The sequence below is a fragment of the Paracoccus denitrificans genome (genome assembly GCF_900100045.1).
In the GTDB taxonomy this organism is placed as follows: Bacteria; Pseudomonadota; Alphaproteobacteria; order Rhodobacterales; family Rhodobacteraceae; genus Paracoccus; species Paracoccus denitrificans.
This window is the reverse complement of the sequence record NZ_FNEA01000001.1, coordinates 222,547-248,517: the sequence shown is the minus strand read 5'-3', so window position 1 is coordinate 248,517 and position 25,971 is coordinate 222,547. Positions and strand designations below refer to the sequence as shown.

The following is a 25,971-nucleotide window of genomic DNA, read 5'->3' as shown; positions in this document are numbered from 1 at the left end:
TGCGCGGGATGGCGGCTTCGTTCATCGTCTAGCTCCGGTGCAGTTTGCGTTCATAGCGCTGCGCCAGCACCGACATCGGGAAGCAGATGGCAAAGTAGATCGCGGCAGCGAGGGTGAAGACCGTAAAGGGCATGAAGGTCGAGTTGTTGATGACCTTGGCCGAATAGGTCAGGTCGAAGAAGTTGATGACCACCGCGTAAGAGGTGTTCTTGACGATCTGCACCATGAACCCCACCGTCGGCGGGATGGCGATGCGCAGCGCTTGCGGCAGGACGACGTAGACGAAGCGCTGCGCAGGGGTCAGGGCCAGGCACTCGGCGGCCTCCCACTGGGTCTTCGGCACGGCCTGGATGCAGCCTTTCCAGATCTCACCCAGATAGGCGCCGGAATAAAGCGTCATGGCCAGGCCGGCCGCGACCAGCGCCGGAACCTCGAAGCCGCCGATGCTGATGCCGAAATAGACGACGAACATGATCACCGGCAGCGGCACGCCCTGGATGAACTGCACCAGAAGCGACGAGGCGACCCGCAGGGCCTTGCTGTTCGAGGATCGGGCCAGCGCGATCGGCAGGCCCAGCACGGTGCCGCCGACGAAACCCAGAAGCGACAGGATGATGGTCCAGCCTGCACCCTGAAAGATATAGGCGATCTGTTGGATGGTAAGTCCCAGCATGGTTTCGACCTTTACAGCGGGGTGCGCAGCCGGCGACGGCGCGGAAAGGACACTTCGGCAAGACCCATGAGGACGAAGCGCAGGGCCGAGGCGAGGCCGAGATAGAACACGGCGATGACCAGATAGACCTCGAAGCCGCGGAACGTGAACGACTGGATCATGTAGGCGACACCCGTCAGTTCCTCGGCCGAGATCTGCGACATGATCGAGGTCGCCAGCATCATCAGCACGAACTGGCTGACCAGCGCCGGATAGACCCGCTCGACCGCTTGCGGCACCTCGATCTGGATCAGCGACTGGAACGGGCTCAGCGCAAGGCAATCGGCCGCTTCAAGCTGGCCGCGCGGGATGCTTTGAAAGCCGGCGCGCATGATCTCGGCGGTATAGGCGCCGACATTGATGACCAGCGCGATGACGGCGGCGGCGAAGGGGCCGATATGGACCTGAAGCGCGGCAAGGCCAAAGAACAGCCAGAACACCTGAATGATCAGGGGTGTGTTTCGGATCGCCTCGACATAGACCGTGGCGATGCGCTTGACCCAGGGGCGGCCGCGCAGCCGGGCCACAGCGACCGCCGTGCCCAGCACGAAGCCCGGCAGGATCGAGGCGACCGTCATGCCGATGGTCAGCCAGATCCCATGGATCAGGTCCGGCATGTAGTCGTTCAGAAACGAGAAATCGAATTCATACATGGCGGCCCGCCCTTGGCGCGGCGCGGCCGCCCGCAGCATGGAAATCAAGCGATTCCACGGCGTTGCAAATGGATGAGTTGCGCATCGGTCCGGGTCTCCTCCCCATGGCCAATTTTTGGTCAGCAGCCAGTTGACTTGAGGGGGCATAACATGATTGATTTATGCACGCAATAATCATTTTGGAATCCACCATGAAAGCGGAAGCAATCTCTCCGGTGATCCTGCTCAACCCGACGGACAATGTTGGCGTTGCGCGCAAGGCGATAGCCAAGGGCACGGACATGACAACGGATGGCGGGATGGTGACTGCGCGGGCGGATGTTCCCAGCGGTCACAAGATTGCCCTGCGCGCGGTTGCTCCGGGCGAGCCGGTGCTGAAATACGGGCAGGTCATCGGTGTCGCGACAGTGGCCATCGCGCCGGGCGACCATGTCCACCTGCACAATCTGGCCATGCAGGAAAGCCATGTGACGCATCATTTCGCCCAGGACGCACGCACCACACCGCTGCTGCCCGAAGACCAGCGCCGCAGCTTCCAGGGCTATGTTCGCCCCGATGGACAGGTCGGCACCCGCAACTTCATCGGCATCGTCACCTCGGTGAACTGCTCAGCGACGGTGGCGCGCGCCATCGCCGACCATTTCAACAGGGGCGGCGGGCTGGACGGCTATGCCAATGTGGACGGCGTCGTCGCCCTGACCCACGGCACAGGCTGCGCCATCAACATGCGGAGCGAGGGCTATCTTTACCTTCAGCGCGTCCTGGCGGGCTATGCGCGCAACCCGAATTTCGCCGGTATCCTGTTCATCGGCCTGGGTTGCGAGACGAACCAGATCGACCCTATCGTGGCGAAATTCGGCCTTGAGGAAGGGCCGCATCTGCGAACGATGACGATCCAGAATCTGGGCGGCACACGCAAGACGGTCGAGATTGCCTGCGATATCATCCGCGAGATGCTGCCCCAGGCGAATGCCGTGCAGCGGAGCGCCCAGCCCTTGGCCGGGCTGAAGGTCGCGCTGCAATGCGGGGGGTCGGACGGCTATTCCGGCATTTCCGCCAACCCGGCGCTTGGCCATGCCGCCGACCTGATCGTGCAGCACGGCGGCACCGCCGTCCTCAGCGAAACGCCCGAGATCTATGGCGCCGAACACCTGCTGACCCGCCGCGCCGCCACCCCCGAGGTGGCGCAGAAGCTGATGGACCGCATCGCATGGTGGCGCGAATACACGCAGCGCAACGGGGCCGAATTGAACAACAACCCTTCGCATGGAAACAAGTTGGGCGGCCTGACCACGATTCTGGAAAAGTCGCTCGGCGCGGTGGCCAAGGGTGGCTCGATGCCGCTGGAGGCGGTGTATGAATATGCCGAGATCATCGACAAGACCGGCTTCGTCTTCATGGATACGCCCGGTTACGATCCGGTGGCGGTCACCGGGCAGGTTGCGGGGGGCTGCAACGTGATCGTCTTCACGACCGGGCGCGGCTCGGTCTCGGGTTTCAAGCCGGCGCCCTGCATCAAGGTTGCAACCAACTCGCAAATGTATGAACACATGAGCGACGACATGGATATAAACTGCGGCGACATCGTTCAGGGCACCGATACGATCGAAGCGGCGGGCAAGCGTATTTTCGAGAAGATCCTCGCGGTCGCCTCTGGTGAGCATACACTGAGCGAGGATTACGGGTTTGGGGACAATGAATTCGTGCCATGGCAGATCGGAGCCGTAACCTGACCAGTCAGTCCCCGGAAGCTTTGGCTGGTTCCGCGGTCACCGCGGGCCCGGCCTATGCCACCATCGAGGCCCGAATCCGCAAGAGCATCGAGGCGGGTGCCCTGCCGGACGGAACCGTGTTGCTGGAGGGGCCGCTGGCGGCCCTCTTCGGCTCCAGCCGCTCGCCCGTGAAGCGCGCGCTGTCGGCCCTGGAGGAGGACGGGCTGCTCAGCCGTTTCGACGGGCGGGGACTGCTGGTCGGAAACAAGGGCATACCTCGCCGTGTGAAGATCCTTCCCGACATGCTGTTGCTTGACGACGACGAAGGTCTCAATGCCAAGAGCTTCGCCTGGCAACCGCATTACTATGATTTTGAACGCGAGATCATCCTGCGTTCGGTCTTTGGCCGTGCGCGGGTGAACGAACTGGCGCTGGCGCGGCACCTGGATGTCAGCCGCACCGTGGCGCATGACCTGCTGATCCACGCGCGCGAGGTGGGGATCGTCTACAAGGACGACGGGTCGCGCTGGTGGATCGTGCCGCTGGACGAGGCACGATTCGATAACCTTTATGAACTGCGTATCCTGCTGGAGCCCGTGGCCATGACCAGCGCCATCGGTCGTATCCCGGACGAGCGCCTGGACGAGATCGAGGCCCGGCTGCATCGCGTGCAGGAGCGATTCCCCGCCGTCACCGGCGCCGATCTGGATCTTCTGGAATCCGATCTGCATATCGACTGCATCGGCCATGGCTGCAATCCAGAGATCATCGAGGCGCTGAAGCGCAGTCACTGCATTCTCGTGGCCGGCAAGCACATCCAATTGGCGCTTGGTTCGGATGCACGCGTCGATCCCTTCATGGACGAGCATCTTGAGATCGTGGCTGCGTTGCGTGCGCAAGACCCCATTGCGGTGCGCGAGACGCTGGTCCGGCACCTGGAGCTTTCGGCCGAAAAGGCCGTCCATCGTCTTGCGGCCTTCCGCGGCAGCCAGAGAGTGGCTGAACTGCCCTACATACTGGAGCCGTGAGAAAGAGACGCCGAGGTTTCTAGGCAATTCATCCTTGTGAGGGAGGTCCGGCGGGATCGACGCTTGCAGGCCGTTTTTCACTGTTGATGCTTTTGTCTGTGCTCGTCTCGGTCGGGTCCTCCAGAACGCCTGCCAGTCCGTTCTCGAAGTTCATGCCAAGCTCTTCGCCCAGCTTCTTCATCGCAGGCAGTTGCAGCGCTGCGCCCAGCATGGCGTCGAAGGCCTGGTTGACCGGGGCCTTGCCGCCATCGCCCGCGCCGCCATTCGCGCCGCCCAGGCCGCTGATCTGGTTGATGCGGATCGAGTCGATCTTTTCGGCCGGCTTGACCATTTCCTGCACGATCCGAGGCATCGCTTCCAATCGCGCCAGCGCCACGCGCATCGCCACGATCTCGGGCGAAAGGGCGTTCTCGGAATTGACCAGCGCCTGGCGGCCTTCGGCCTCGGCCAGCAGATCCAGTTTCTTGGCCTCGGCGCGGATGGTCAGCGCGTCCGCCTCGGCCTGCGCCTCCTCGCGCAATGCGGCGGCGCGGTCGGCGGCGGCGTTGCGTTCGGCCTCGGCGGCGATGCGCAGGCGGGTCGCTTCGCGCTCGGCCTCGCGTCGCGCCTCGATCACGGCGATTTCCTTGTCGCGCTCGGCGCGGGCGACGGCGCTGGCCGTCTCGATCGCCTCGCGGGCCTTCATCGCCTCGGCACGGGCCGCGTCGGCCGAAGCGCGCGCCCGGCTTTCCGCCTCGGATTTCTCGGCGATGATGATCTGGCGGTCCTGGTTGGCCACCTCGATGTCGCGCTCCTTGCTGATCTGCGCCTCTTCGATGGCGCGGGCACGGGCGATTTCGGCGGCGTTGATCTCTTGCTCGCGCTGGATCCGGGCGCGCTCTTTCTCGGATTCCGCGGCTTCGCGGGCGCGTGCGATTTCGGTTTCCTGTGCCGCCTTCAGTTGCTCGACCTCTTGCGTGCGGGCGATCCGGGCCTCTTCCTCGTCGCGGGTGATCTGCATTTTCAGCCGCTCGGCCTCCATCGCGGCGCGGCGGACGGCCACGTCGGCTTCGGCGTCGATCTGCGCGCGTTCCTTTTTCGAAACGGCGATGACCTCGGCCAGCTTGCGCATGCCCACCGCGTTGAAGGCGTTGTTCTCGTCCAGCGCGTTGAAGGGGGTCTGGTCCAGCGCGGTCAGCGAGACGCTTTCCAGTTCAAGCCCGTTCTTCAGCAGGTCGTTGGAAACGGCGTTCTGCACCTCTTGCACGAAATGCGTGCGGTTCTCGTGCAACTCGTCCATCGTCATCCGGGCAGCGACGGCGCGAAGGCCGTCGATCAGCTTGCCCTCGATCATCTCGCGCAGTTGTTCGACGTCGAAGGTGCGCTCGCCCAGCGTTTGCGCGGCGCGCGAGATGCCGTCCTCGGTCGCCTGGACCGAGACGTAGAATTCGACGCCCACGTCGACCCGCATCCGGTCCTTGGTGATCAGCGCGGCGTCGCTGGCGCGCTTTACCTCCAGCCGGAGGGTCTTCATGTTGACCGGCCGGATCTCGTGCAGCAGCGGAATGACGATGGCGCCGCCGTCCATGATCACGCGCTTGCCGCCCGCGCCGGTCTTGATCAGGCTGATTTCGCGCGTGGCGCGTTTGTAGAGACGGCCGAGGATCAGGCCGATCAGCAGGATGAAGGCGACGACGACCCCAAGGATCACGAGATATTCGGTCATGCTCATGTCAAATGTCCTGGCGAATGAAAGGATGGGAAAGGTTACTCGATTGCGATGATGCGCAGCGTCCAGCTCTTGCTGCCCGGGACGCGCTGACGCACGGTCAGCACCCGGGTGCCCTCGGCAATCACTTCGTCGGAAAGCAGCGGTTCGCAGCGCAGGTGATGGATGTTGCCGTGCAGGTCTCGCAACCGCACCTCGGCCGGCGAGCCGTGACGGGCATTGCCCTGCGAAACCACGCCACGCAGGCCGCCCATGAATTGCGCCGAGGTCGCCGAGGTCTCGATCTGCGGCAGCAGGCGGGCGAAGGCCCGGGCGAAGCGGGCGGCGAAGGCGATCCCGATCAGCGAGGCGACGGGGACGGCAATCCAGGCGGGCAGTGGATGAGCGATCAGCGATTCCGCCAGGGTCTGCATGAGGAAGCCGCTGAGGCCGAAGGCCAGAAGCAAGGCGGCAAGCCAGATCGTCAGGGGCGTGTGGCCCAGACCCAGCCATGTCGCCAAGCCTTGCGGCGCAGCCGTCTGCGGCTCGGCCGCGATCATCCGGTCCGAGGCCGCGACCAACTCGCCCATGTCCGGGGCGGCATCGGCTTCAAGATCGAAGGTGGCGGACAGGTCGGTATCGATATCGGGCCCGTCGGCCTCACCCGCAAGAAGCGACCCGCCGACCAGCAGTGCGACGATCTCAAGCAGCAACAGCGCGACCAGCAGGCCGAAGGCCAGGGAAAAGGGCACGTAGGCCGTGGACAGAAGATGATCGGGCAATGACTTTCCCCAGCGAGGTATGGTTATGAATGCGGCAACGCGTCCGGGGGTTCAAGGGCCGGAGAATCGGAAATCCCGCCCGCCATGGCTGCCGTTTCGCTTTGGTGGCGCTTCAAGTCGTGAAAGGAGTATGACTTGGATATCTTGGCGACGCGGCGGTTGCTGGACGTGGCCGAGGGGGCAGGGATCAAACGCTTCGTCCTTGCATCCTCGCCCAGCATCCATGCCGACGGCACCGACAGGCCGGACGTGGCCGGCAAGGCACGCGATCTGTTCAGCGAGCGGTATGAGCGTCGCCGCGACCGGCTGTCTCCGGCGTTTCAGCGGGTGGCAGGCTATATCGACGCCAATCGGTTGGCGGTCCTGACCTCCTCGGCCATCGAGATCGCGCGGGCGGCGGGCACTTCCGACGCGACCGTCATCCGCACCGTGCAGGCGCTGGGGTTCGCGGGCTTGCAAGAGCTGCGCCGGGAGCTTGCCGCCGGTCTTGGCCAGCGGACCACCCCGGCGGACAATCTCAAGCGGACCCTCGACGACGCGGAAGAGCAGATCGATGCCGCGGTCGATAACTTGCTCGACGTCTATGCGGCGGGACTTGAGGTGCTCCGCTCGGCCGGGTTTCGGGAAAACCTGATGAAGGCGCTGTCTGCGTTGAACGATGCCCGGCGGATCTTCGTTTTCGGGATCGGCCCCACCGCGCATATCGCCGCGTATTTCGCCGCGAGACTTCGGCGAAAGGGCAGGCAGCAGCAGGTCATCGACCGGACAGGAGCCGGGCTGGCGGACCAGTTGCTGGAACTCGCGCCCGGCGATGCGGTCGTCATGCTGGCCTACGGTTCTCTTTACAAGGAAGCCAATGCGACCCTTGCCGAAGCGCGGCGGTTGCGGCTGCCGGTGATCCTGATCAGCGATTCGGCGCAAAGTGAACTTTCCAGCCGGGCGCAGGTCGTCCTGGCCGTTCCAAGGGGCAGGAATGACAGGTTCGCCCTGCATGGCGTGACCGTATTCTGCCTTGAAATGCTGCTGCTCGGGCTTGCCGCCGGCGATTCCGAAAAGGCCCTTGCCGCATTGGCGGATCTGGAGCGGCTGAGGCAGGTGCTGAGATCGGGTCGAAAGATCATGTCCGCAGATAGCGAAGATGAATGACATTCCAGGGTTCGCGATCCTGCCTTGGTGGAAAGCTCTACCGCATTCCGTAAGCCGGCATGGGCGTGCCACCCTGCCTGCGGCCGCCCCAGCAGTCTTTCATCAGCTCCTGTCAGGTGCCCCAGATCACGCTCTCGTCGATGCCGGCCAGATCGCGCCGGCCGGTCAGGGCCATGGCGACCTCCAACTCGGCGCGCAGGATGGTCAGCATATGCGCGACCCCCGCCGCGCCGCCGACCGCCAGGGCGTGGATCTGCGGGCGGCCGATCAGCACCGCCGATGCCCCCAAGGCCAGCGCCTTCAGCGCATCGGTGCCGCGCCGGATGCCGCCGTCGCACAACACCGGCACGCGGCCCGCGATGGCGCGGGCGACGACCGGCAGCGCCTCGGCCGTCGCCGGCAAGCCGTCCAGCGCCCGGCCGCCGTGGTTCGAGACGATCACCCCGTCCGCACCCACCGCCACGGCGCGCTCGGCATCATGCGCCGACATGATGCCCTTCAACAGCACCGGCAGCCGGGTCTGCGACTTCAGCCAGCCGATGTCCTCCCAGCGCGGGGCGGCATCCATCAGGCCAAGGAAGGTCGCCGCCCGCCCCGGCTCGCTGCGGATCTCGGGCGGGGTCATGCCGTCCAGGTTGACCGCCCGCAGCCCCTCGGGCAGGCGGAAGCCGGCGCGCTGCTCCATGTTGCGCAATCCGTTCACCGGCGCATCCAAGGTCACGACCAGCGCACGATAGCCCGCCGCCTCGGCCCGGTGAACGAGGCGCAATGTGTCTTCGCGCCGGGGCTGCATGTAAAGCTGGAACCACAGGGGCCCCTGCGCGCGCGCCGCAATCTCCTCCAGCGGCAGGCCGGACTGGGTCGAGACCACCATCAGGCTGCCCGTCGCCGCGGCGCCAAGCGCGGTCGCATGTTCGGCCTCGGCATGGGCAAGGCCGTGAAAGGCCACCGGCGCAAGGATCAGCGGATGCGGCAGGTCCAGCCCGAAAAGCCGCAGGTCGGTATGCGCCCCCCGCATGTCGCGAAGCAGGCGCGATTGCAGCCGGATCGCCTGCCACGCGGCCAGGTTGGCGGCGGCGGTCAGCCCGTCCGCACCCGCCCCGTCGACATAGGCCCGCAGCGGCGCGGGCATCCGCTCGGCCGCGTGCCGCTCGTAGTCGCACAGCGCCACGACATCGGCGGGGATCTCAGCCTGGCCGGCCACCCGTCAGGTCTCGGCCCAGTGGCGGATCATGTTGTGGTAATGCGCGGTGATGCCCGTCACCGCCGGATCGTCGTCGGGCAGCATCGAGCGGATGCGCATGATCGACATGTCCAGGTCATAAAGCATGTGCCGGCGCCAGTCGTCGCGCACCATCGACTGCGCCCAGAAGAACGAGGCCCAACGCGAGCCGCGCGTCACCGGCGTCACCGAATGCAGCGAGGTCGCGGGATAGACTACGGCATGACCCGCCGGCAGCTTGACGCTGTGCTGGCCATAGGTGTCGTGCATGACCAGTTCGCCGCCGTCGTAATCCTCGGGCGGGGTCAGGAAGACGGTGGTCGAGACATCGGTGCGGATGCGCTGGCCGGTGCCCGGTACGACGCGGATCGAGCCGTCGACATGGGCGCCGAAGGTCATGCCCTCGTCATAGCGGTTGAACATCGGCGGCAGGATATGCGCGGGCAGCGCGGCCGAGGAATAGACCGGGCTGCGGCCCAGTGCCCGCAACACGATATTGCCCAGTTCGCGCGCCTCGGGGCTGTCCACCGGCACCTGGAGGTTCCGCTTGACCTTGCCCGCCTGGTCGCCCGCGGTGCTGCGGCCATCGACCCATGCGGTGCCTTCGAGGATCTGCCGCATATAGGCGACCTCCTCGGGCGTCAGCAGGTCGGGAATGGTGATCAGCATGGCGGTCCTCCAGCGGTGGCAGTCGGGCGCAGGATAGGGCCGACGCCAAGGAAGGTTAAGGGTTTTTGTCGGATATTTTGCCGCGTCGTATTAACGGCAGGGGAAAGGGGCGGGCGATTGCGCCCGCCCCCGATGCTTCCGATCCGGGGATCAGAAGCGATAGTTCAGCTTGGCGGTCACGCTGCGGCCAGGCGCACGGTTGGCAAAGATGCCGACATGCGAGGCGTCGTAAAGCCGCTCGTCAAAGGCGTTATTGACGTTGACCTGCAACTCGGCCGTTTCATTGATCTTGTAGGCGGCCATCAGGTCCACTCGCCATTGCGAGGGCAGGGCGGTGTGGAAGGCCACGGCCGAATTGTCCTTCTTGCCCGAGCGCAGGTCGTGGTTGGCGAGGTTGCGGGTAGGGTCCCAGTTCGGGTTGGGGCTGACGCTGCCGTCGCGGCCGGTGATGAACTGCGACACCACGCTTGGCCGGGACATGACGTATTCCTGTTCGGAGCCGATCCAGGCCAGCGTCGAGTGCAGCTTGAAATTGTTGCTGAATTCATGCTCGAAGCGCAGCATCGCGCTCTGGTTCTCGGCCTCGCGATAGTCGCGCAGCGCCGAACCGTAAAGGCGTCCTTGTCGGCTACCTCGATCGGCAGCCAGGGATCGGATTTGGTGCCGCTGCCGAAACGCTGCCCGCCGCTGAGGCCCGGACGATAGTCGCCGTTGCTCATCGGCACGCCAGGTCCGGCGTCGCATCGGTCTTGCTGTGATAGAGGTTCAGGCATGGTGACCGATGTTCCACAGACGGCACCCGCTGATCGGCAGGAATGTCTTGCAGAGGGCCGGAGGGCATGGCCGACCTGCCGATCATGTGCCCGAGGCAGCGTTGGCCGGTGCCGATGTCGCGACCTTGTCGCGATCCGGCGACGCAACTGGCGGCCTGGTCCGGCATTCGGATGCATGCAAGTCAAACGGGCTCTTGTGCCCGGCAGCCTGGATCGCGATATTGCGCGTGTTCTCGGGGCGGGGTGCAATTCCCCACCGGCGGTTACAGCCCGCGAGCGCCTGCAATCCGCAGGGTCAGCAGATCCGGTGAAACTCCGGGGCCGACGGTATAGTCCGGATGAAAGAGAATGGACGGGCCGACGCGCTGCGTGTCGGTCGCGGCCGCTATCGCCTTGGGACCGTTCTGGACACAGGAGGTTCCTCATGACTGAAAAACTGAAAATCGCGTTCATCAAGGCCCGCTGGCATGCCGATATCGTCGATCAGGCGCTTGTCGGTTTCGAGCGGGACATGGCGGAATCCGGGCAGGATGCCGAGATCGTTTCCCATGACGTGCCGGGCGCCTTCGAGATGCCTCTGCTGGCGAAGAAACTGGGCCAGACCGGCCGGTTCGACGCCATCGTGGCAGCCGCCCTGGTGGTGGACGGCGGCATCTATCGGCACGATTTCGTGGCGCAGGCGGTGGTATCGGGCCTGATGCAGGCGCAGATGGAGACGGGGGTGCCCACGTTCTCGGTCAGCCTCACCCCGCACCATTTCCACCCGAATGACGAGCATCGCGCCTTCTTCCACGCCCATTTCGAGAAGAAGGGCGCGGAAGCCGCCCAGGCCGTCCGCCAGATCGCCGCTCTCACCATCTGAACCCGTTGGAAGGCGTCAGTGAACTGACACTGACGCCTCATTTGGGGGAAACGTGATGCGGGCGGGTCGTGGCATCCCTTCTTCATCCAGGGCCCGCGCTGGCCGCCCTCGGACAGGAGGTCGTTATAGAAATCGATGCAGGGCAGCGCGGTGATCTTCGGATCGTAGGTCATGGTCATGAGCTTTTCCATTCCCTTGTGGGCGCGCCCAGAAGGTCGGGCTTGATGCCAAAATAGATAATAAATATAATCTATCATGCATGGCCCGAATGGCAGGCGCCCGAGAGGAGAGATCGCATGAAGACCGACAGTCGCACCGAGCCGCTTTACCTGGACGACCTGCAGGTGGGGCAGGCGTTCCTGAGCGGCGAGCATCGCCTCGACGCCGAACAGATCGTCGCCTTCGCGGCGCAGTTCGATCCCCAGCCTTTCCATCTGGATCCCGAGGCGGCGCGGGAGACCTTCTTCCAGGGCCTTGCGGCGAGCGGCTGGCATACCATGGCGATCACCATGAAGCTGCTGGTGCAGAGCATTCCCCTGGCGCAGGGCATCATCGGCGCCGGCGGCGAAATCTCCTGGCCCCGGCCGACGCGTCCGGGCGACGTCCTGCGGGTCAAGAGCAGGATCGCCGAGATCAAGCCGTCCCGATCCCGGCCCGACCGTGCCATGGTGATGGCACACAGCCTGACCTTGAACCAGGCTGACGAGGTGCTGCAGGATTTCACCGCCAGGCTGCTGGTGTTCAGGAAGGAAACCTAGGAATGGGACGGTCTTCGGCCGAGCAGGCGCAGCGGAACCGGGCAAAGGTCGTGGAATGCGCCAGCCGCCTGTTCCGCGCCCGCGGGGTCGAGGCGGTGTCGGTGGCCGACATCATGGCTGCCGCGGGAATGACGGTTGGCGGGTTCTACAAGCATTTCGCCTCGAAGGAGGCCCTGGCCAGGGAAGCCTGCGCCTTGTCCTTCGCCCAGGCGGACGAATCCTGGCAGGGCTTTCCAGCGCATGCCGAAAGCAGGCAGGACGGCGGGATCTCCGCGATTGTCCGTCACTATTTCAGGGAACGTCCCGCCCACCTGACTTGCCCCATGCTTGCCTATGCTCCCCATCTTTCAGGTGGAGAAACCGCTGTCCCGGCGCAGGACGCCTATGGCGAGGGGGTGGAAAAGCTGCTGGCGGGGTTCCTGGATCGGGCGGGCGAGGGGACGGATGCTCCCGAGAGGTTGAGGAACGCCCGGATCATCTTCGCCGCCATGATCGGCGCCAAGCTTCTGGCGCAAGCGTCCGGCAATGCCGGTTGGGCGAGGTCGTTGCAGGACGCGGTCGCCGAAGGGGCAGGGGGGCTTTGCCCTGAGGGTCAGTCCGCGTCGGGCACGAGTTGAAGGAAGGCAAGGTCGAGCCATTGGCCGAACTTGGGGCCGGCCTGTTTCAGGTGACCAGCCTGCTCGAAGCCAAGGTCCTCGTGCGGCCGGATCGACGGGATATGGCCGTCAACCGGCCGGATCCTGGCGCCAGAACGCAGCACCCGGCGTCAGCGTCATCTGCCGGATTCCTATCAGCTCATTGGAATCAAATGATCATGCCGAATCCCTGTCCGCGCGATGGACATTAATCGCGCGTTGAATGGTCAAAAATCGTCCCGGAATGGTCATTAATTCGGTGGTCGCGGCACCAGTGTCGAACCACTGAAATAATGACCAACTCGCGCCGATCCATCACATGTAACTCGTTGATTTCACTTCATCCATGAATCGCGCGTTTTTGGAGTTTGGCCATTTTCCACGCAATTTGTGACTATCGAAACTTGCGCCTCAGCCAAAGAAAAAGGCCGCCCGAGGGCGGCCTGATTGGCAAACGGATGAGTGGCAGAAGTGGTAGAGCGAAGCCTGACCGTGGTTGTGGGTTAGGTTTCAGCAATGCTGACGAAATGGTCTTCGAAGATTCTGTGGAGCGGTTTGCATAGAGGGGGTGCCAGAGCATATCCAGCAATGGGGCAAAAACCAGATCACTCTAAGGTTGAATTTCGCCGATAATCGGACTTATGTAAACTGATACCCATCACCAATGGCATTGTGATCAACTGACGCCTGACCATCTGAGGCAACCCGATAAATCCGGCACGTGCAATCCTCGGCGATGGCCATCCGGCATTTACCTTCGCGACGACGATGCGCTTCTTGTCGTTCCATGCACAGCCGTCCTCGGCCACCCCTTCAGCCTGCACCGATGTCGAGCAACCGCCGGACCAGTTCGAAGCTGTTCCGCACCCCCGTCTTGCGGATCATGTTGGCGCGGTGGACCTCGACCGTGCGCGGCGAACAGCCCAGCGACTTGGCGATCTCCTTGCTGGTAAAGCCGTTGACCAGATAACCGGCGATGCGCTTCTCCGTCGCCGTCAGCAGGCTGCCGGCACCGACCGCGGCCTCCAGCGGCCGATAGGTCCAGATCGCCAGGCGGTGCGGGTCGTCTTGATCCATGGTCCGCCCCCTGCCCTCCATCCACAGGATGCGGCCGTCCTTGCGCCGCATGAAGCGTTCGTCCCGATAGAACGGCCGCTCCCGCAGCGCCTTGCGCGCACGTTCGCCGACCAGGTCGAAATCGGTCTGGCCCGGGTAAAGGCAACGCATGGACTGCCCCTCCAGCTCCTGCGGGGTCCAGCCGAAGACCGCCTCGACCATCAGGCTGGCCCGGACGATCACCCGGTCGACCAGGACCAGCGTCGCATCGGGGGCGTTCTGGAAACCGAGGCTGTCGTAATCCCGGCTCTGGGGCTGCCAAGCGGGTCGCTGCATGGGATACCTATCCGACTACGTATTCCTACGGATAGAGTATTTCCGCCACATGCGACAGGGTTGATTGCGGCGGACCGAGAGGTTGGCCGCCGGGGGAGCAATCATATCGAGGCATGCGAATGACAGGATCGAACAAGATCTATCCCAGCGCGGAAGCTGCGCTTGACGGTGTATTGCAGGACGGGATGCTGATCGCGGCCGGTGGTTTCGGGCTTTGCGGCATCCCCGAACTGCTGATCGAGGCGATCCTGCGCGCCGGGACGAAGGAGCTGACCATCGCCAGCAACAATTGCGGCGTCGACGGTTTCGGGCTGGGCAAGCTGCTCGATTCGCGGCAGATCTGCAAGATGATCTCCTCTTATGTCGGCGAGAACGCCGAGTTCATGCGCCAGTATCTTTCGGGCGAGCTGGAACTGGAGTTCAACCCGCAGGGCACGCTGGCCGAGCGGATGCGGGCGGGCGGTGCCGGCATTCCGGGCTTCTACACGAAAACCGGCGTCGGCACGGTGATCGCCGAGGGCAAGGAGCATCACGACTTCGACGGCGAAACCTATATCCTGGAGCGCGGCATCGTCGCCGACCTTTCCATCGTCAAGGGCTGGAAGGCGGACGAGTCGGGCAATGTGATCTTTCGCAAGACCGCCCGCAACTTCAACGTGCCGGCGGCGAAATGCGGCCGGATCTGCGTCTGCGAGGTCGAGGAGATCGTGCCGACGGGCAGCCTTGATCCCGACGCGATCCACCTGCCGGGCATCTATGTCCATCGCCTGGTCCAGGGCCAGCACGAGAAGCGCATCGAGCAGTGCACGACGCGTTCGCGCGTCTCCGACACGACCGGCAAGAAGGAGACCGTCTGATGGCCGCCGAAATCAAGGGCTGGGACCGCAACCAGATGGCGGCGCGGGCCGCGCAGGAACTGCAGGACGGCTGGTATGTGAACCTGGGCATCGGTATTCCGACGCTGGTGGCGAACTACATCCCCGAGGGGGTGCATGTGACGCTGCAGTCGGAAAACGGCATGCTGGGCATCGGCCCCTTCCCCTATGAGGGCGAGGAGGACCCGGACCTGATCAATGCCGGCAAGCAGACGGTGACCGAGCTGCCGCAGACGGCCTATTTCGACAGCTCCGAGAGCTTCGCGATGATCCGCGGCGGTAAGATCGCCATGGCGATCCTGGGCGCGATGGAGGTGGCCGAGAACGGCGACCTGGCGAACTGGATGATCCCGGGCAAGCTGGTCAAGGGCATGGGCGGCGCCATGGATCTGGTCGCCGGCGTGAAGCGGGTGGTGGTGGTGATGGACCACACCTCGAAGCACGGCGAGTCCAAGGTGCTGAAGTCCTGCACCCTGCCGCTGACCGGCAAGGGCGTGGTCAACCGGATCATCACCAACTTGGGCGTGCTGGATGTCGCCCCGGGCGGGTTGCGCATCGTCGAACTGGCCGATGGCGTGAGCGAGGATGAACTGCGCGCCTCGACCGAGGCGACCATCGTCGGCTGAAAGACGGGAAACGAGGGGGCCGTCTGCCCTCTCGTTCCCTCCTGGCATGTCTCGCAACGGAGATACGACGGCCGGCATATCCCCAGCAGGCTTTTCCGAGAATGGCAGAGGTTGGCGTGCCGTCCTGCTGATGTGCGCTTCAAGCCCACTCGGTAGTTTCTCCGCAATCGGAAAGACCGCGAGGATGAGGGGTCGTTGTCCAGGACCCTGGTGCTCTCTGTCATGCGGGACAGGGATTGCCTATGTTGGAGCCCTATGAACTTCCATTTCAAGACAGCATGTCGAGTGCTTCCGGCTTGTCATGATCCAAAAGAGCCGCGCGCTGCTTCCGGCCGAGCACACAGCATATGCACGGCGCGGTTCAGCGTGCCGGCGGGACGCTGCCGCCGCTGGCGGCAAGCAGGATAGGTCTCGTTCAGCGAGCAGCTTCGATCAGGTTGTGCATGGTGTGACACAATGCCTCGGACCGGCCGGAAGGGGCGGCGCAGGAAAGCTCGCCATGCCCGGCAAACTGTCCCTTTGGCGCATTTGCCGCATCAGGCGCCAATGTCCGCGCCCCAACGACAACCTGCACTTTCATCAAGGAAAACGCAGCCCATGGGGGCTATGGTGGCCTCGCGCGGTGATTCGCGCTCCCGGCCAGGGCCGGGTATCTACCGATCGCGGAGGTCATGCATGGCGGGCAAGGCAAGATCCTGGTGGGGCGGGGCCGCGGCTGTCGCCGTTCTGGCCGTCGTCGGCTGGTTGGCCTGGCAGAACCTGTCGCAGGACGGCCAGCTTGCCGGCATCGCCTCGGGCAATGGCCGGATCGAGGCGACCGAGATCGACATCTCGGCCCTTTCCGCCGGGCGCATCGCCCGCATCCAGGCGGCCGAGGGCCAGGTCGTGCGCAAGGGCGCGGTGCTGGTGCAGATGGACACCTTGCAGCTCGACGCGCAGAAGCGGCAGGCCGAGGCGCAGCTGCGCCGCGCCCGCATCGGGGTCGAGACCGCACAGAGCCTCGTGACCCAGGCCGAGGCGCAGCACAAGGCCGCCGGGGCCGCCGTCGAGCAGGCGCAGGCAGCGGCGGATGCGGCCGCGGCCCGGTTGGCGCGGACGGAAAGACTGGCGCGCAGCAATGTCGCCTCGCAGCAGGTGCTGGACGATGTGCGGGCCTCGGGACGCGAGACGCAGGCGGCGCTGGCCTCGGCCGAGGCCAACCTGGCCGCCGCCGAGGCCGGGATCGGCACCGCCCGCGCCCAGGTGGTCGATGCCGAGGCGGCGGTGGACGCGGCGCAGGCGGCGATCGAGGCCATCGAGGTGCAGATCGACGACGCCACGCTGCAATCGCCGCGCGACGGCCGGGTGCAATATCTCATCGCGCAAGAGGGCGAGATCGTCGCGGCCGGCGGGCGCATCCTGAACCTGGTCGATCTGGAGGATGTCTACATGACCTTCTTCCTGCCCACCTCGCAGGCCGGCCGGGTCGAGGTCGGGGCCGAGGCGCGGCTGGTGATGGATGCCGCCCCGCAATATGTGATCCCGGCGCGGATTTCCTATGTCGCGGATGTGGCGCAGTTCACGCCCAAGACCGTCGAGACCGCCGAGGAACGCGAAAAACTGATGTTCCGCGTCCGCGCCCAGGTCGACCCCGAGCTGCTGCGCAAATACAGCAACTACGTCAAGACCGGCCTGCCCGGCACGGCTTATGTCCGCATCGACACCGAGGCCGGCTGGCCCGACACGCTGTCCAATCTGGTAGAATGACCGCCCTGCCCGACCAGCCCGATGGCCCGCCCGTGGCCGAGATCGCCGGGGTCTCGCTGCGCTATCGCAGGGTTGTGGCGCTGGACGGGGTGTCGCTGGCGGTCCCCGCCGGCTGCATGGTCGGGTTGATCGGTCCCGACGGCGTCGGCAAGTCCAGCCTGCTCTCGCTGATCGCCGGCGCGCGGGTGATCCAGCAGGGCCAGATCCGCGTGCTTGGCGGCGACATGGCCGACGCGCATCACCGCGCCCGGATCTGCCCGCGCATTGCCTATATGCCGCAGGGGCTGGGCCGGAACCTCTATCCTACGCTTTCGGTGGCCGAGAATCTGGATTTCTTCGGCCGGCTTTTCGGCCACGGCGCGGCCGAGCGTGCGCGCCGCATCGACGCGCTTCTGGCCGCGACCGGCATGTCGCCGTTTCGCGACCGGCCGGCGGCCAAGCTTTCGGGCGGGATGAAGCAGAAGCTGGGCCTGTGCTGCGCGCTGATCCACGACCCCGACCTGCTGATCCTGGACGAGCCGACCACCGGCGTCGATCCGCTGTCCCGCCGCCAGTTCTGGGAGCTGATCGCGCGCATCCGCCGCGACCGCCCGGGCATGAGCGTGATCGTGGCGACCGCCTATATGGAAGAGGCCGCCGGCTTCGACTGGCTGGTGGCGATGGATGGCGGCCGGGTGCTGGCCACCGGCAGCCCGGCCGAGTTGCTGGAGCGCACCGGGGCCGAGGATCTGGACCGCGCCTTCATCGCGCTCTTGCCCGACAGCGAAAGGCGCGGGCACGAGCCGGTCTCGATCCCGCCGCGCCGGGCCGAGGACGGCGAGCCCGCCATCGAGGCGCGGCACCTGACCATGCGCTTCGGCGATTTCACCGCCGTCGACGATGTCAGCTTCCGCATCGGCAAGGGCGAGATCTTCGGCTTTCTCGGCTCGAACGGCTGCGGCAAGACCACGACGATGAAGATGCTGACCGGGCTCTTGCAACCCAGCGAGGGCACGGCACGGCTGTTCGGCGTCGAACTCGATCCTTCGGACATGGCGGTGCGCCGCCGGGTCGGGTTCATGAGCCAGTCCTTCTCGCTTTATTCCGAACTGACGGTGCGGCAGAACCTCGAGTTGCACGCGCGCCTTTTCGGCATGGAGGCCGGGGCGATCCCGGATCGCGTCCGGCAGATGATCGAGCGCTTCGGCCTGGCCGCCGTGGCGGACGACCTGCCCGATGCGCTGCCGCTGGGTATCCGCCAGCGCCTGTCCTTGGCCGTCGCTATGATCCACGGCCCCGAGATCCTGATCCTGGACGAGCCGACCTCGGGCGTCGATCCGGTGGCGCGCGATGGCTTCTGGCGCATGCTGGGCGAGCTGTCGCGCCAGGACGGGGTGACGATCTTCGTCTCGACCCATTTCATGAACGAGGCCGAGCTTTGCGACCGCATCTCGCTGATGCATGCCGGTCGCGTGCTGGTCAGCGACACGGCCGAGGCGATCAAGCGGGCCAAGGGAGCGGCTACGCTGGACGACGCCTTCGTCGCCTATCTGCAAGAGGCGATCGGCGATGAGCCCCCGCCCACGCGCCTCGCCGATGCGACCGAGACGGCCGCGCGGCCGGGCGGCTGGTTCAGCCCGGCGCGCATGCTCAGCTATTCCCGGCTGGAATCGCTGCAACTCATGCGCGATCCGATCCGGCTGACGCTGGCGCTGATCGGCAGCCTGATCCTGATGTTCGTCATCGGCTACGGCATCAACATGGATGTCGAGGACCTGAGCTTCGCCGTGCTCGACCGCGACCGGACCACGACCTCGCGCGACTATGTTCTGGACATCGCCGGTTCGCGCTATTTCACCGAAACCGCGCCCTTGGCGGATTACGACGACATGGACGCGCGCATGCGCACCGGCCGGCTTGCGCTGGCCATCGAGATCCCGCCCGGCTTTGCCCGCGACCTGGTGCGCGGCGGTGCCGTGCAGGTCGGTGCCTGGATCGACGGCGCCAACCCGACCCGGGCCGAGACCGTGCGCGGCTATGTGCAGGGCATGCATGCCGACTGGATCATGCGCAAGACGCGCGAGGCCCATGGCGAGGCGGCGGTGCAGGGCGCCTTCGAGTTGGTGACGCGCTTTCGCTACAACCCCGACGTGAAAAGCATCGTCGCGATGGTGCCGGCGGTGATCCCGCTGCTTTTGCTGCTGATCCCGGCGGTGCTGACCACGCTCAGCGTCGTGCGCGAAAAGGAACTGGGCTCGATCATCAATTTCTACGTCACTCCGGTCACGCGGCTGGAATTCCTGATCGGCAAGCAATTGCCCTATGTGGCGCTGGCCATGCTGAATTTCGCGCTGATGACGGCTTTTGCGGTCTTTGCGTTCCGCGTGCCCTTCACCGGCAGCCTGACGGCCTTTGCGCTGGCCGCGCTGCTTTATGTCGGCGCCACCACGGCCATGGGGCTGCTGATCTCGTCCTTCATGCGCAGTCAGGCGGCGGCGCTGTTCGCCACCGTGCTGCTGACCATGATCCCCGGCGCACAATATTCCGGGCTGCTCGACCCGGTTTCCTCGCTGCAAGGCGTGGGCCGCGCCATCGGCGAGGTCTATCCGACGACGCATTTCATCATCGCCTCGCGCGGGGCCTTTTCCAAGGGGCTGGGCTTTGCCGACCTGGGCATGGCCTTCGCGGCACTGGCGGCGGCCGTTCCGATCATCCTGGGGCTCAGCGCCCTGCTGCTGAGGAAACAGGCGAAATGAGGCTGCGCAACGTCTGGAACCTGGGCATCAAGGAACTGCGCGGGCTGTGGCGCGACCCGGCGATGCTGCTCTTGATCGTCTATGCCTTCTCGTTGTCGATCTATACCGAGTCGAAGGCGATGCCGGAAAGCCTGTCCAACGCTGCCATCGCCGTCGTGGACGAGGACCGCTCGGCGCTTTCCGAACGCATCGTTTCGGCCTTTACCCCGCCCTATTTCGGCACGCCGCGGCTGATCACCACCACCCAGATGGACCGGCGCATGGACGAGGGGCTGGATACGTTCGCGCTGGACATTCCGCCCGATTTCCAGCGCGACCTATTGGCCGGCCGCCATCCCGCGATCCAGCTGAACGTCGATGCCACCCGGATGAGCCAGGCGTTTACCGGCAGCGGCTATGTCCAGCAGATCGTGACGGCCGAGGTCTCGGAGTTCCTGGCCGGACATCGCGAGGAAACCGCCCTGCCCGTCGAACTGGCGCTGCGGGCGCGCTACAATCCCTCGCTGGACGCGGGCTGGTTCGGCGCGATCAACAGCGTCATCGATGCCGTCACCATGCTGTCGATCATCCTGACCGGCGCGGCGTTGATCCGCGAAAAGGAGCATGGCACGGTCGAGCATCTGCTGGTCATGCCGGTGACCGCGGCCGAGATCATGCTGTCCAAGATCTGGTCCATGGGGCTTGTGGTGCTGCTGGCGTCAAGCTTTGCGATCACGGTGGTCGTGCAGATGGCCTTGCAGGTGCCGGTGGCGGGATCGGTGCCGCTGTTCATCGCGGCGGCGGCGCTGATGCTGTTCGCAACCACCTCGATGGGCATCTTCCTGGCCACCATGGCCGGGTCGATGCCGCAATTCGGGCTGCTGTTGATGCTGGTGCTGTTTCCCTTGCAGGTGCTCTCCGGCGGCATGACCTCGCGCGAAAGCATGCCCGACATCATCCAGGCGCTGATGTCGCTGGCGCCCAACACCCATTTCGTCATCCTGTCGCAAGGCATCCTGTTCCGGGGCGCGGGGCTGGGCGTGGTCTGGCCGCAGCTTCTGGCGCTGGCCGTCATCGGCTGCGTGCTGTTCTGGCTGGCACTGCGGCAATTCCGCCGCTTCCTGGCCTGAGTTGCGGGCGGCCGCCAAAGAGAGGCCGGACCCGGAGGCCCGGCAGTCAATAACACGTCGAACCACCACAACTTGACTGATTAATCAATTAACATAAACTCCGATTCGCTGGAACCGATTTCTGCCCGGACCCGCCACGGCGCAAGGCCAAACCGCACAGTCCCCAGCAACCGCCTAGGCCGACAGTGCCTCGGCCCGTGCGCCAAGCGCGGCCACCGCATCGCGCGGCGACAGCAGCAGCAACAGCCCGCGCCGGCCGCCGTTGATCGCGACCTCGCCGAACTCCATGGCCTCGGCCTCGAAGATCACCGGCACTGTGCGGCGCTGGCCGAAAGGGCTGATGCCGCCGGTATGATAGCCGGTCAGCCGCTGCGCCTTGTCGGCAGGCATCATCGCCGCCGAAGGCGGCCGCGACGCGCTTCATCGACAGGCTGCGGTCGCCGGGAAGGACCGCACAGGCGGGACGCCCGTCCACCTCCACCATCAGCGTCTTGAGCAGTTGTCCGGGCGGCAGGCCGATCGCCTCGGCCGCCTGCAATGCGACCCGCTCGGACCCCGGATCATAGCGGTATTCCACGGGCCGAAAGGCCACTTGCGCCCGGCGCAGGAATTGCGTGGCCGGCGTCGCGCCGCTCATTCCACGCCCCCTCCCGGGGGCGAAGGCAAGCCCATCTCGCGGTCGATCCAGCGCATCAGCAGGTCGGCGATCCAGGCCTGTTCCTCGGCGCTCAGCATCCGGCCCTTCGGGATGCGATGCCATTTTTGCAGACAAGAGCGGCAGCAACAGGCAGTGGCGTGCTGGGCGAGAAAGACCGGATGGCCGCGCATCGGGGTTTGCCGGCCGTCGTTCGGCAACTCGGCCGGCGCCAGCCGCGCGGCGATGAAATCGCGTGCATGGGCGGCAATCGTTTCGCGCCCCTTGGCATCGGCATAGGCGCGTTCTTTCGGGCCAAGGCGAAAGCGGCTGCGAAAGGCAGAGCGGGCCAGCCGGTCGAAAATCTCGTCCTGAACGGTCATGCCCCGCAGATAACCGCCCCGGCAGGCGACAGGAACCCCCGCGATGCCCGGTGCCGGAAAAGCGAAGGACACGTGCCCCGCCTCAGCCCGCGACCTTGCCCAGCACCAGGAAGGTCATCATCCCCAGCGGCGGCAGGGTCCGGCGTTCCTCTAGCACCAGCGATTCCTGCCCCAGCACCCGGTCGATGCGGAAATCGGAATGCCAGCCGATGGTGTTGGCCAGGGGCGCGAAAACCCGCTCCACCGCCGCCATCGCGCCGCTCTCGCGCGCGAAATGGTTGGTGATGACGACCTTGCCGCCAGGCTTGCAGACCCGGGCGATCTCGGCCATCACCCGCTCGGGTTCGGGCACCACCGACAGCACATGCATCGCCGTCACCGTGTCGAAATGGTCGTCCGGGAAATCCAGTGCCCGCGCATCCATCTGCCGCAGCTCATGCACCTGCTTCAGGCCCAGGCGCTGCACCTTGGCGATGGCCTTGTCCAGCATGTCCTGGCTGAAATCGATGCCGGTGACCTGCATCTGCGGGCCGTAATGCTCCAGCGACAGCCCGGTGCCGACGCCGACCTCCAGCACGGTGCCGCCGCGGCGGTTGATATGGTCCACCGCCCGTCGCCGGCCGATGCTGGTCGCTGCCCCGAAGGTCCGGTCGTAGATCGGTGCCCAGCGGGAATAGGAGGATTGGATGGCTTCGATATCCATGGCCGTTCCTTATCGGCTTGAGGGACGTTCCCGGTCGATCCAGGCCCAGATGACCATGGCGACATAGCCAAGGCAAAGCGCGATCAGCGTCACCCAGGCGAAAGTCAGCAGCGCCGCCCCGACGAAGGCGACGCCGACAAGGAAGAACTTGACGTTCTCGCGCGATATCCTGGTGGTCTTGAAGGACCAGGTCGGGAGGCGGCTGATGAGCAGCAGCCCGACCAGGATCATGTGCAGGCAGATGACGATCTGCGGCAGCACCGGCCGGTCGGCGAAGGCAAAGGACAGATACATCGGCAGCATCACCAGAAGCGCCCCGGCGGGCGAGGGGATGCCCTCGAAATAGGCGCAGTCGCGTTGCGCCTCCTCGGACTTGCTGGACACGTTGAAGCGCGCCAGCCGGATCACGCAGCAGACGGCAAAGACCAGCACGCAGATCCAGCCCAGGCCGCGAAAATCCCTCAGCGCCCAGAAATACAGGATCAGCGGCGGGGCGACGCCGAAATTCAGGAAATCGGCCAGCGAATCCAGCTCGGCCCCCATCTTGCTGGATGAGCCCAGCAGCCGCGCGATGCGCCCGTCGATGCCGTCGAGGATGCCGGCGGCGATGATCAGCAGCACCGCGGGCATGTAGTCGCCCTGCACGCCGAAGCGGATGGCGGTCAGGCCGGCGCAGACCGCGACGATGGTCAGCATGTTGGGCAAAAGCTGGACCAGCGAAAATTCGGTCTGGGGGCCGGTGGGTTGATCCATCACGCCTCCGCCTGCCCGGCCTGCGCCAGTTCGGCGATCACCGTCTCGCCCGCGACCATGGTCTGGCCGATCTCGACCAGCGGCACCACGCCCGGCGGCAGGTAGACGTCCAGCCGCGAGCCGAAGCGGATCAGGCCGAACCGTTCGCCCGTGCGCAGCCGGTCGCCGGGCTTCACGAAACAGACGATCCGGCGGGCCACGAGGCCGGCGATCTGCACCACCGCCAGGTCGCGCCCGTCATCCATGCGGATGCGCAGCCCGTTGCGTTCATTGTCCACGCTGGCCTTGTCCAGCGAGGCGTTGAAGAACTTGCCCGGCCGATAGGCGACCGAAACCACCTCGCCGGCGATAGGGCTGCGGTTCACATGGCAGTTGAACACGCTCATGAACACGCTGACCCGGGTCAGGGGCGCGTCGGCCATGCCCAGTTCGGCCGGCGGCACCGCCGGCTCGATCAGCGAGACCACGCCATCCGCGGGGCTGACGATCAGCCCGGGGCGCGCGGGCGTCACCCGCTCGGGGTCGCGAAAGAAGTAATAGCACCAGACGGTCAGGCCGACCCCGATCCAGCCCAGCGGCTCCCAGATCAGGAACAGCACCAGCGTCACGGCGGCGAAGATCGCCACGAAGCGGATGCCCTCGCGGTGCATGGGCTTGATGAAAGTGTCGCGCATGCGCATCTGGCGTCCCCCGGCTGAATGGCGCTGCCAGTCATAATGGGATTGGCCCGGCACGCAATAGCGCAGCGCCGGCCCGGGGATCAAGACTTTCCGAGCCGGCCGCAAGGCGTCACTGTCGCCGGCCGATCCCCAGCAGTTGATACAGCAGCAAGGCCGCAAAGGTCGAGGTGCCGATGCCCCCCAGCGCGAAGCTGCCGATGGTGACGGTGAAATCGCCGGCGCCAAGGATCAGCGCCACCCCCACGGTGAACAGGTTGCGCGGGTCCGAGAAATCGACCTTGTTGTCCACCCAGATCCGCGCCATGGCCGAGGCGATCAGGCCGAAGACCGACACCGCAAGCCCCGCCAGCACCGGCGCCGGGATGGTTTGCAGGATGGCGCCGAATTTCGGCGACAGGCCCAGGAAGATCGCGATGGCGGCGGCCATCGGGAAGATCAGCGTCGAATAGACCCGGGTCATGGCCATGACGCCGATATTCTCGGCATAGGTGGTGACGCCCGTGCCGCCGCCCGTCCCGGCCAGCATGGTTGCCAGGCCGTCGCCCAGGAATCCCCGGCCGATATAGCGGTCCATGCTCTGCCCGGTGATCGCGCCCAGGGCTTTGATATGGCCCAGGTTCTCGGCCACCAGCACGATGGCGACGGGGGCGATCAGGGTGATGGCCGACCATTCGAATCGCGGCGTGACGAAGTTCGGCACGCCGAACCAGGGCGCGGCAGCGACGGCGGCGAACTCGATCCCCGGCACCAGCCCCAGCCCGTTGCCGAGGATCAGCACCAGCGCATAGCCGAACAGCAGCGCGATCAGCACCGCGATCCGGCGCGTTGCCTGCCGGCCATAGACCGAGACCAGCGCCATGCACAGCACGGTCGCCAGGGCGATGCTCAGATGGGCATGGCTGCCGGCAAGCTGCTTGACCGCCACCGGGGCGAGGTTCAGTCCGATGGACATGCCGATCGCCCCGGTCACCGCCGGCGGCATCAGCCTTTCGACCCAGCCCGTGCCGATGGCCATGACGACCAGTCCGATCAGCGCATAGATCAGGCCGGCGGCGATGATGCCGCCAAGCGCCACGGCGATATTGGGGTTCGGCCCGCCGCCGGCAAAGCCGGTCGCCGCCATGATGACAGCGATGAAGGCGAAGGACGAGCCGAGATAGCTGGGCACCCGCCCGCCGGTCACGGCAAAGAACAGCAGCGTGCCGATGCCGGAAAAGAACACCGCGACATTGGGATCGAACCCCATGATCAGCGGCGCCAGGATGGTCGAACCGGACATCGCCAGCAGGTGCTGCAGGCTCATCGGCACCGCCTGGGTCAGCGGCAGCTTTTCATCGGGTAGCACCGTGGCGCCCGCGGCGGGGCGCCAGTCAGGAAAATAGCCCATCACGTCTCTCGGATTCGGTTGCGTGGACAGGCTTTTGGGCGGCTTTGCGGAAAAATGCCAGTGGCAACGCGCGATGGCGCAACCGGCCTGCCCCGGGGCAGAGCCGCATCCGCCGGCTGCGACCAAGTGCCACGCAGGCGAAGCACGGCCTTTCAGATATGTTGAGACATTCATAATATCGAATATACATGAAACCAACGCCTGACTCGGGAAACAGGGAAACGCCGCCCCGACCGTCTTGATGCACCCGGCACGCCGCGGCTGGTTCCAAGACCGTCGCAGGCCCGGGCCGGGTGTCAGCGCATGTGG

The 25,971-nt window shown here is 65.5% G+C and carries 24 protein-coding genes, 1 pseudogene and 1 riboswitch; of the genes and pseudogenes, 11 read left to right on the top strand and 14 right to left on the bottom strand.

From position 1 onward, the window contains the following. Positions 1-28: 28 nt before the first annotated feature. Together BLT64_RS01190 and BLT64_RS01185 are read right to left on the bottom strand one after the other, a co-directional pair. Positions 29-673 carry an amino acid ABC transporter permease gene (locus tag BLT64_RS01190; RefSeq protein WP_011750889.1) on the bottom strand — a complete coding sequence of 215 codons (645 nt, stop codon included), beginning with the start codon at positions 671-673 and terminating at the stop codon, positions 29-31. 11 nt (positions 674-684) lie between these two features. After that, a complete protein-coding gene (locus BLT64_RS01185) occupies positions 685-1,365 on the bottom strand; it encodes an amino acid ABC transporter permease (RefSeq protein ID WP_011750890.1) in 681 nt (226 codons plus the stop codon). Positions 1,366-1,556: 191 nt separating this feature from the next. On the opposite strand from BLT64_RS01185, the gene BLT64_RS01180 reads away from it, so the two are divergent. Beyond that, positions 1,557-3,098 carry a UxaA family hydrolase gene (locus tag BLT64_RS01180; RefSeq protein WP_041530707.1) on the top strand — a complete coding sequence of 514 codons (1,542 nt, stop codon included), beginning with the start codon at positions 1,557-1,559 and terminating at the stop codon, positions 3,096-3,098. A gap of 20 nt (positions 3,099-3,118) precedes the next feature. After that, positions 3,119-4,105 carry a GntR family transcriptional regulator gene (locus tag BLT64_RS01175; RefSeq protein WP_217633906.1) on the top strand — a complete coding sequence of 329 codons (987 nt, stop codon included), beginning with the start codon at positions 3,119-3,121 and terminating at the stop codon, positions 4,103-4,105. Positions 4,106-4,133: 28 nt separating this feature from the next. On the opposite strand, the gene BLT64_RS01170 is transcribed toward BLT64_RS01175, so the two are convergent. Together BLT64_RS01170 and BLT64_RS01165 are read right to left on the bottom strand one after the other, a co-directional pair. Then, positions 4,134-5,816 (bottom strand): flotillin family protein, encoded by a 1,683-nt coding sequence (locus BLT64_RS01170; RefSeq protein ID WP_011750893.1) that lies wholly within the window; start codon positions 5,814-5,816, stop codon positions 4,134-4,136. A gap of 35 nt (positions 5,817-5,851) precedes the next feature. Continuing rightward, a complete protein-coding gene (locus BLT64_RS01165; RefSeq protein ID WP_011750894.1) occupies positions 5,852-6,574 on the bottom strand; it encodes an OB-fold-containig protein in 723 nt (240 codons plus the stop codon). A gap of 135 nt (positions 6,575-6,709) precedes the next feature. Between BLT64_RS01165 and BLT64_RS01160 the strand changes: the two genes are divergently transcribed. Next, positions 6,710-7,720 carry a MurR/RpiR family transcriptional regulator gene (locus BLT64_RS01160; RefSeq protein WP_011750895.1) on the top strand — a complete coding sequence of 337 codons (1,011 nt, stop codon included), beginning with the start codon at positions 6,710-6,712 and terminating at the stop codon, positions 7,718-7,720. A gap of 112 nt (positions 7,721-7,832) precedes the next feature. Here BLT64_RS01160 and BLT64_RS01155 read toward each other — a convergent pair whose 3' ends face one another. From BLT64_RS01155 to BLT64_RS01145, 3 genes are all read right to left on the bottom strand, one after another. After that, entirely contained in the window at positions 7,833-8,924 is a 1,092-nt protein-coding gene (locus BLT64_RS01155) for an alpha-hydroxy acid oxidase (RefSeq protein ID WP_011750896.1), read from the bottom strand. A 3-nt stretch (positions 8,925-8,927) separates the two neighbouring features. Further along, complete coding sequence (locus tag BLT64_RS01150) at positions 8,928-9,611, bottom strand: Fe2+-dependent dioxygenase (protein WP_011750897.1); 684 nt, start codon at positions 9,609-9,611, stop codon at positions 8,928-8,930. A 150-nt stretch (positions 9,612-9,761) separates the two neighbouring features. Then, positions 9,762-10,175 (bottom strand): porin family protein, encoded by a 414-nt coding sequence (locus BLT64_RS01145; RefSeq protein ID WP_041530708.1) that lies wholly within the window; start codon positions 10,173-10,175, stop codon positions 9,762-9,764. Positions 10,176-10,609: 434 nt separating this feature from the next. Next, a riboswitch (FMN riboswitch) is annotated at positions 10,610-10,738 on the top strand. Between the two features lie 70 nt (positions 10,739-10,808). On the opposite strand from BLT64_RS01145, the gene BLT64_RS01140 reads away from it, so the two are divergent. The 3 genes from BLT64_RS01140 (at position 10,809) to BLT64_RS01130 (ending at position 12,621) form a co-directional block, all read left to right on the top strand. Continuing rightward, on the top strand, positions 10,809-11,246 hold the full coding sequence (locus BLT64_RS01140) for a 6,7-dimethyl-8-ribityllumazine synthase (RefSeq protein WP_011750899.1): 438 nt from the start codon (positions 10,809-10,811) through the stop codon (positions 11,244-11,246). Positions 11,247-11,542: 296 nt separating this feature from the next. Continuing rightward, on the top strand, positions 11,543-12,004 hold the full coding sequence (locus BLT64_RS01135; RefSeq protein ID WP_011750900.1) for a MaoC family dehydratase: 462 nt from the start codon (positions 11,543-11,545) through the stop codon (positions 12,002-12,004). Between the two features lie 2 nt (positions 12,005-12,006). Next, positions 12,007-12,621, top strand: coding sequence for a TetR/AcrR family transcriptional regulator (locus tag BLT64_RS01130; RefSeq protein WP_011750901.1), 615 nt, complete (start codon positions 12,007-12,009; stop codon positions 12,619-12,621). 831 nt (positions 12,622-13,452) lie between these two features. On the opposite strand, the gene BLT64_RS01120 is transcribed toward BLT64_RS01130, so the two are convergent. Beyond that, positions 13,453-14,031 (bottom strand): LuxR C-terminal-related transcriptional regulator, encoded by a 579-nt coding sequence (locus BLT64_RS01120; protein ID WP_011750902.1) that lies wholly within the window; start codon positions 14,029-14,031, stop codon positions 13,453-13,455. Positions 14,032-14,150: 119 nt separating this feature from the next. Here BLT64_RS01120 and BLT64_RS01115 point away from each other — a divergent pair, with 119 nt between their 5' ends. From BLT64_RS01115 to BLT64_RS01095, 5 genes are all read left to right on the top strand, one after another. Continuing rightward, positions 14,151-14,888: a CoA transferase subunit A gene (locus tag BLT64_RS01115; protein ID WP_011750903.1), complete on the top strand. Its 738-nt coding sequence runs from the start codon at positions 14,151-14,153 to the stop codon at positions 14,886-14,888. Then, positions 14,888-15,532 (top strand): CoA transferase subunit B, encoded by a 645-nt coding sequence (locus tag BLT64_RS01110; RefSeq protein WP_011750904.1) that lies wholly within the window; start codon positions 14,888-14,890, stop codon positions 15,530-15,532. The genes BLT64_RS01115 and BLT64_RS01110 overlap by 1 nt, the downstream gene beginning before the upstream one ends. 675 nt (positions 15,533-16,207) lie before the next feature. Next, positions 16,208-17,278, top strand: coding sequence for an HlyD family secretion protein (locus tag BLT64_RS01105; RefSeq protein WP_041530709.1), 1,071 nt, complete (start codon positions 16,208-16,210; stop codon positions 17,276-17,278). Further along, positions 17,275-20,013, top strand: a complete 2,739-nt coding sequence (rbbA, locus tag BLT64_RS01100; RefSeq protein ID WP_011750906.1) for a ribosome-associated ATPase/putative transporter RbbA — start codon at positions 17,275-17,277, stop codon at positions 20,011-20,013. Before BLT64_RS01105 ends, rbbA begins: the two co-directional genes overlap by 4 nt. Then, entirely contained in the window at positions 20,010-21,122 is a 1,113-nt protein-coding gene (locus tag BLT64_RS01095) for an ABC transporter permease (RefSeq protein ID WP_011750907.1), read from the top strand. The genes rbbA and BLT64_RS01095 overlap by 4 nt, the downstream gene beginning before the upstream one ends. Before the next feature lie 174 nt (positions 21,123-21,296). Here BLT64_RS01095 and BLT64_RS01090 read toward each other — a convergent pair. From BLT64_RS01090 to BLT64_RS01065, 6 genes and pseudogenes are all read right to left on the bottom strand, one after another. After that, positions 21,297-21,606 (bottom strand): annotated as a pseudogene (locus BLT64_RS01090) (YbaK/EbsC family protein). A 149-nt stretch (positions 21,607-21,755) separates the two neighbouring features. Further along, the gene (locus BLT64_RS01085) at positions 21,756-22,211 is read right to left on the bottom strand and encodes a DUF4186 domain-containing protein (protein WP_011750909.1); all 456 of its coding nucleotides are present in this window, start codon (positions 22,209-22,211) and stop codon (positions 21,756-21,758) included. A gap of 10 nt (positions 22,212-22,221) precedes the next feature. Continuing rightward, positions 22,222-22,842: a class I SAM-dependent methyltransferase gene (locus BLT64_RS01080; RefSeq protein ID WP_011750910.1), complete on the bottom strand. Its 621-nt coding sequence runs from the start codon at positions 22,840-22,842 to the stop codon at positions 22,222-22,224. Between the two features lie 9 nt (positions 22,843-22,851). Further along, complete coding sequence (gene pssA, locus BLT64_RS01075; RefSeq protein ID WP_011750911.1) at positions 22,852-23,595, bottom strand: CDP-diacylglycerol--serine O-phosphatidyltransferase; 744 nt, start codon at positions 23,593-23,595, stop codon at positions 22,852-22,854. Next, on the bottom strand, positions 23,595-24,275 hold the full coding sequence (locus BLT64_RS01070; protein WP_011750912.1) for a phosphatidylserine decarboxylase: 681 nt from the start codon (positions 24,273-24,275) through the stop codon (positions 23,595-23,597). The genes pssA and BLT64_RS01070 overlap by 1 nt, the downstream gene beginning before the upstream one ends. A 109-nt stretch (positions 24,276-24,384) precedes the next feature. Continuing rightward, positions 24,385-25,662 carry a solute carrier family 23 protein gene (locus tag BLT64_RS01065; RefSeq protein ID WP_041530711.1) on the bottom strand — a complete coding sequence of 426 codons (1,278 nt, stop codon included), beginning with the start codon at positions 25,660-25,662 and terminating at the stop codon, positions 24,385-24,387. Positions 25,663-25,971: the final 309 nt, after the last annotated feature.

Coding starts and splice junctions, on each gene's coding strand:
- BLT64_RS01190 (WP_011750889.1), bottom strand. CDS start 673: ATGCTGGGACTTACCATCCAACAGATCGCCTATATCTTTCAGGGTGCA.
- BLT64_RS01185 (WP_011750890.1), bottom strand. CDS start 1,365: ATGTATGAATTCGATTTCTCGTTTCTGAACGACTACATGCCGGACCTG.
- BLT64_RS01180 (WP_041530707.1), top strand. CDS start 1,557: ATGAAAGCGGAAGCAATCTCTCCGGTGATCCTGCTCAACCCGACGGAC.
- BLT64_RS01170 (WP_011750893.1), bottom strand. CDS start 5,816: ATGAGCATGACCGAATATCTCGTGATCCTTGGGGTCGTCGTCGCCTTC.
- BLT64_RS01150 (WP_011750897.1), bottom strand. CDS start 9,611: ATGCTGATCACCATTCCCGACCTGCTGACGCCCGAGGAGGTCGCCTAT.
- BLT64_RS01145 (WP_041530708.1), bottom strand. CDS start 10,175: ATGCTGCGCTTCGAGCATGAATTCAGCAACAATTTCAAGCTGCACTCG.
- BLT64_RS01140 (WP_011750899.1), top strand. CDS start 10,809: ATGACTGAAAAACTGAAAATCGCGTTCATCAAGGCCCGCTGGCATGCC.
- BLT64_RS01135 (WP_011750900.1), top strand. CDS start 11,543: ATGAAGACCGACAGTCGCACCGAGCCGCTTTACCTGGACGACCTGCAG.
- BLT64_RS01130 (WP_011750901.1), top strand. CDS start 12,007: ATGGGACGGTCTTCGGCCGAGCAGGCGCAGCGGAACCGGGCAAAGGTC.
- BLT64_RS01120 (WP_011750902.1), bottom strand. CDS start 14,031: ATGCAGCGACCCGCTTGGCAGCCCCAGAGCCGGGATTACGACAGCCTC.
- BLT64_RS01115 (WP_011750903.1), top strand. CDS start 14,151: ATGACAGGATCGAACAAGATCTATCCCAGCGCGGAAGCTGCGCTTGAC.
- BLT64_RS01110 (WP_011750904.1), top strand. CDS start 14,888: ATGGCCGCCGAAATCAAGGGCTGGGACCGCAACCAGATGGCGGCGCGG.
- BLT64_RS01105 (WP_041530709.1), top strand. CDS start 16,208: ATGGCGGGCAAGGCAAGATCCTGGTGGGGCGGGGCCGCGGCTGTCGCC.
- rbbA (WP_011750906.1), top strand. CDS start 17,275: ATGACCGCCCTGCCCGACCAGCCCGATGGCCCGCCCGTGGCCGAGATC.
- BLT64_RS01095 (WP_011750907.1), top strand. CDS start 20,010: ATGAGGCTGCGCAACGTCTGGAACCTGGGCATCAAGGAACTGCGCGGG.
- BLT64_RS01080 (WP_011750910.1), bottom strand. CDS start 22,842: ATGGATATCGAAGCCATCCAATCCTCCTATTCCCGCTGGGCACCGATC.
- pssA (WP_011750911.1), bottom strand. CDS start 23,595: ATGGATCAACCCACCGGCCCCCAGACCGAATTTTCGCTGGTCCAGCTT.
- BLT64_RS01070 (WP_011750912.1), bottom strand. CDS start 24,275: ATGCGCATGCGCGACACTTTCATCAAGCCCATGCACCGCGAGGGCATC.
- BLT64_RS01065 (WP_041530711.1), bottom strand. CDS start 25,662: ATGGGCTATTTTCCTGACTGGCGCCCCGCCGCGGGCGCCACGGTGCTA.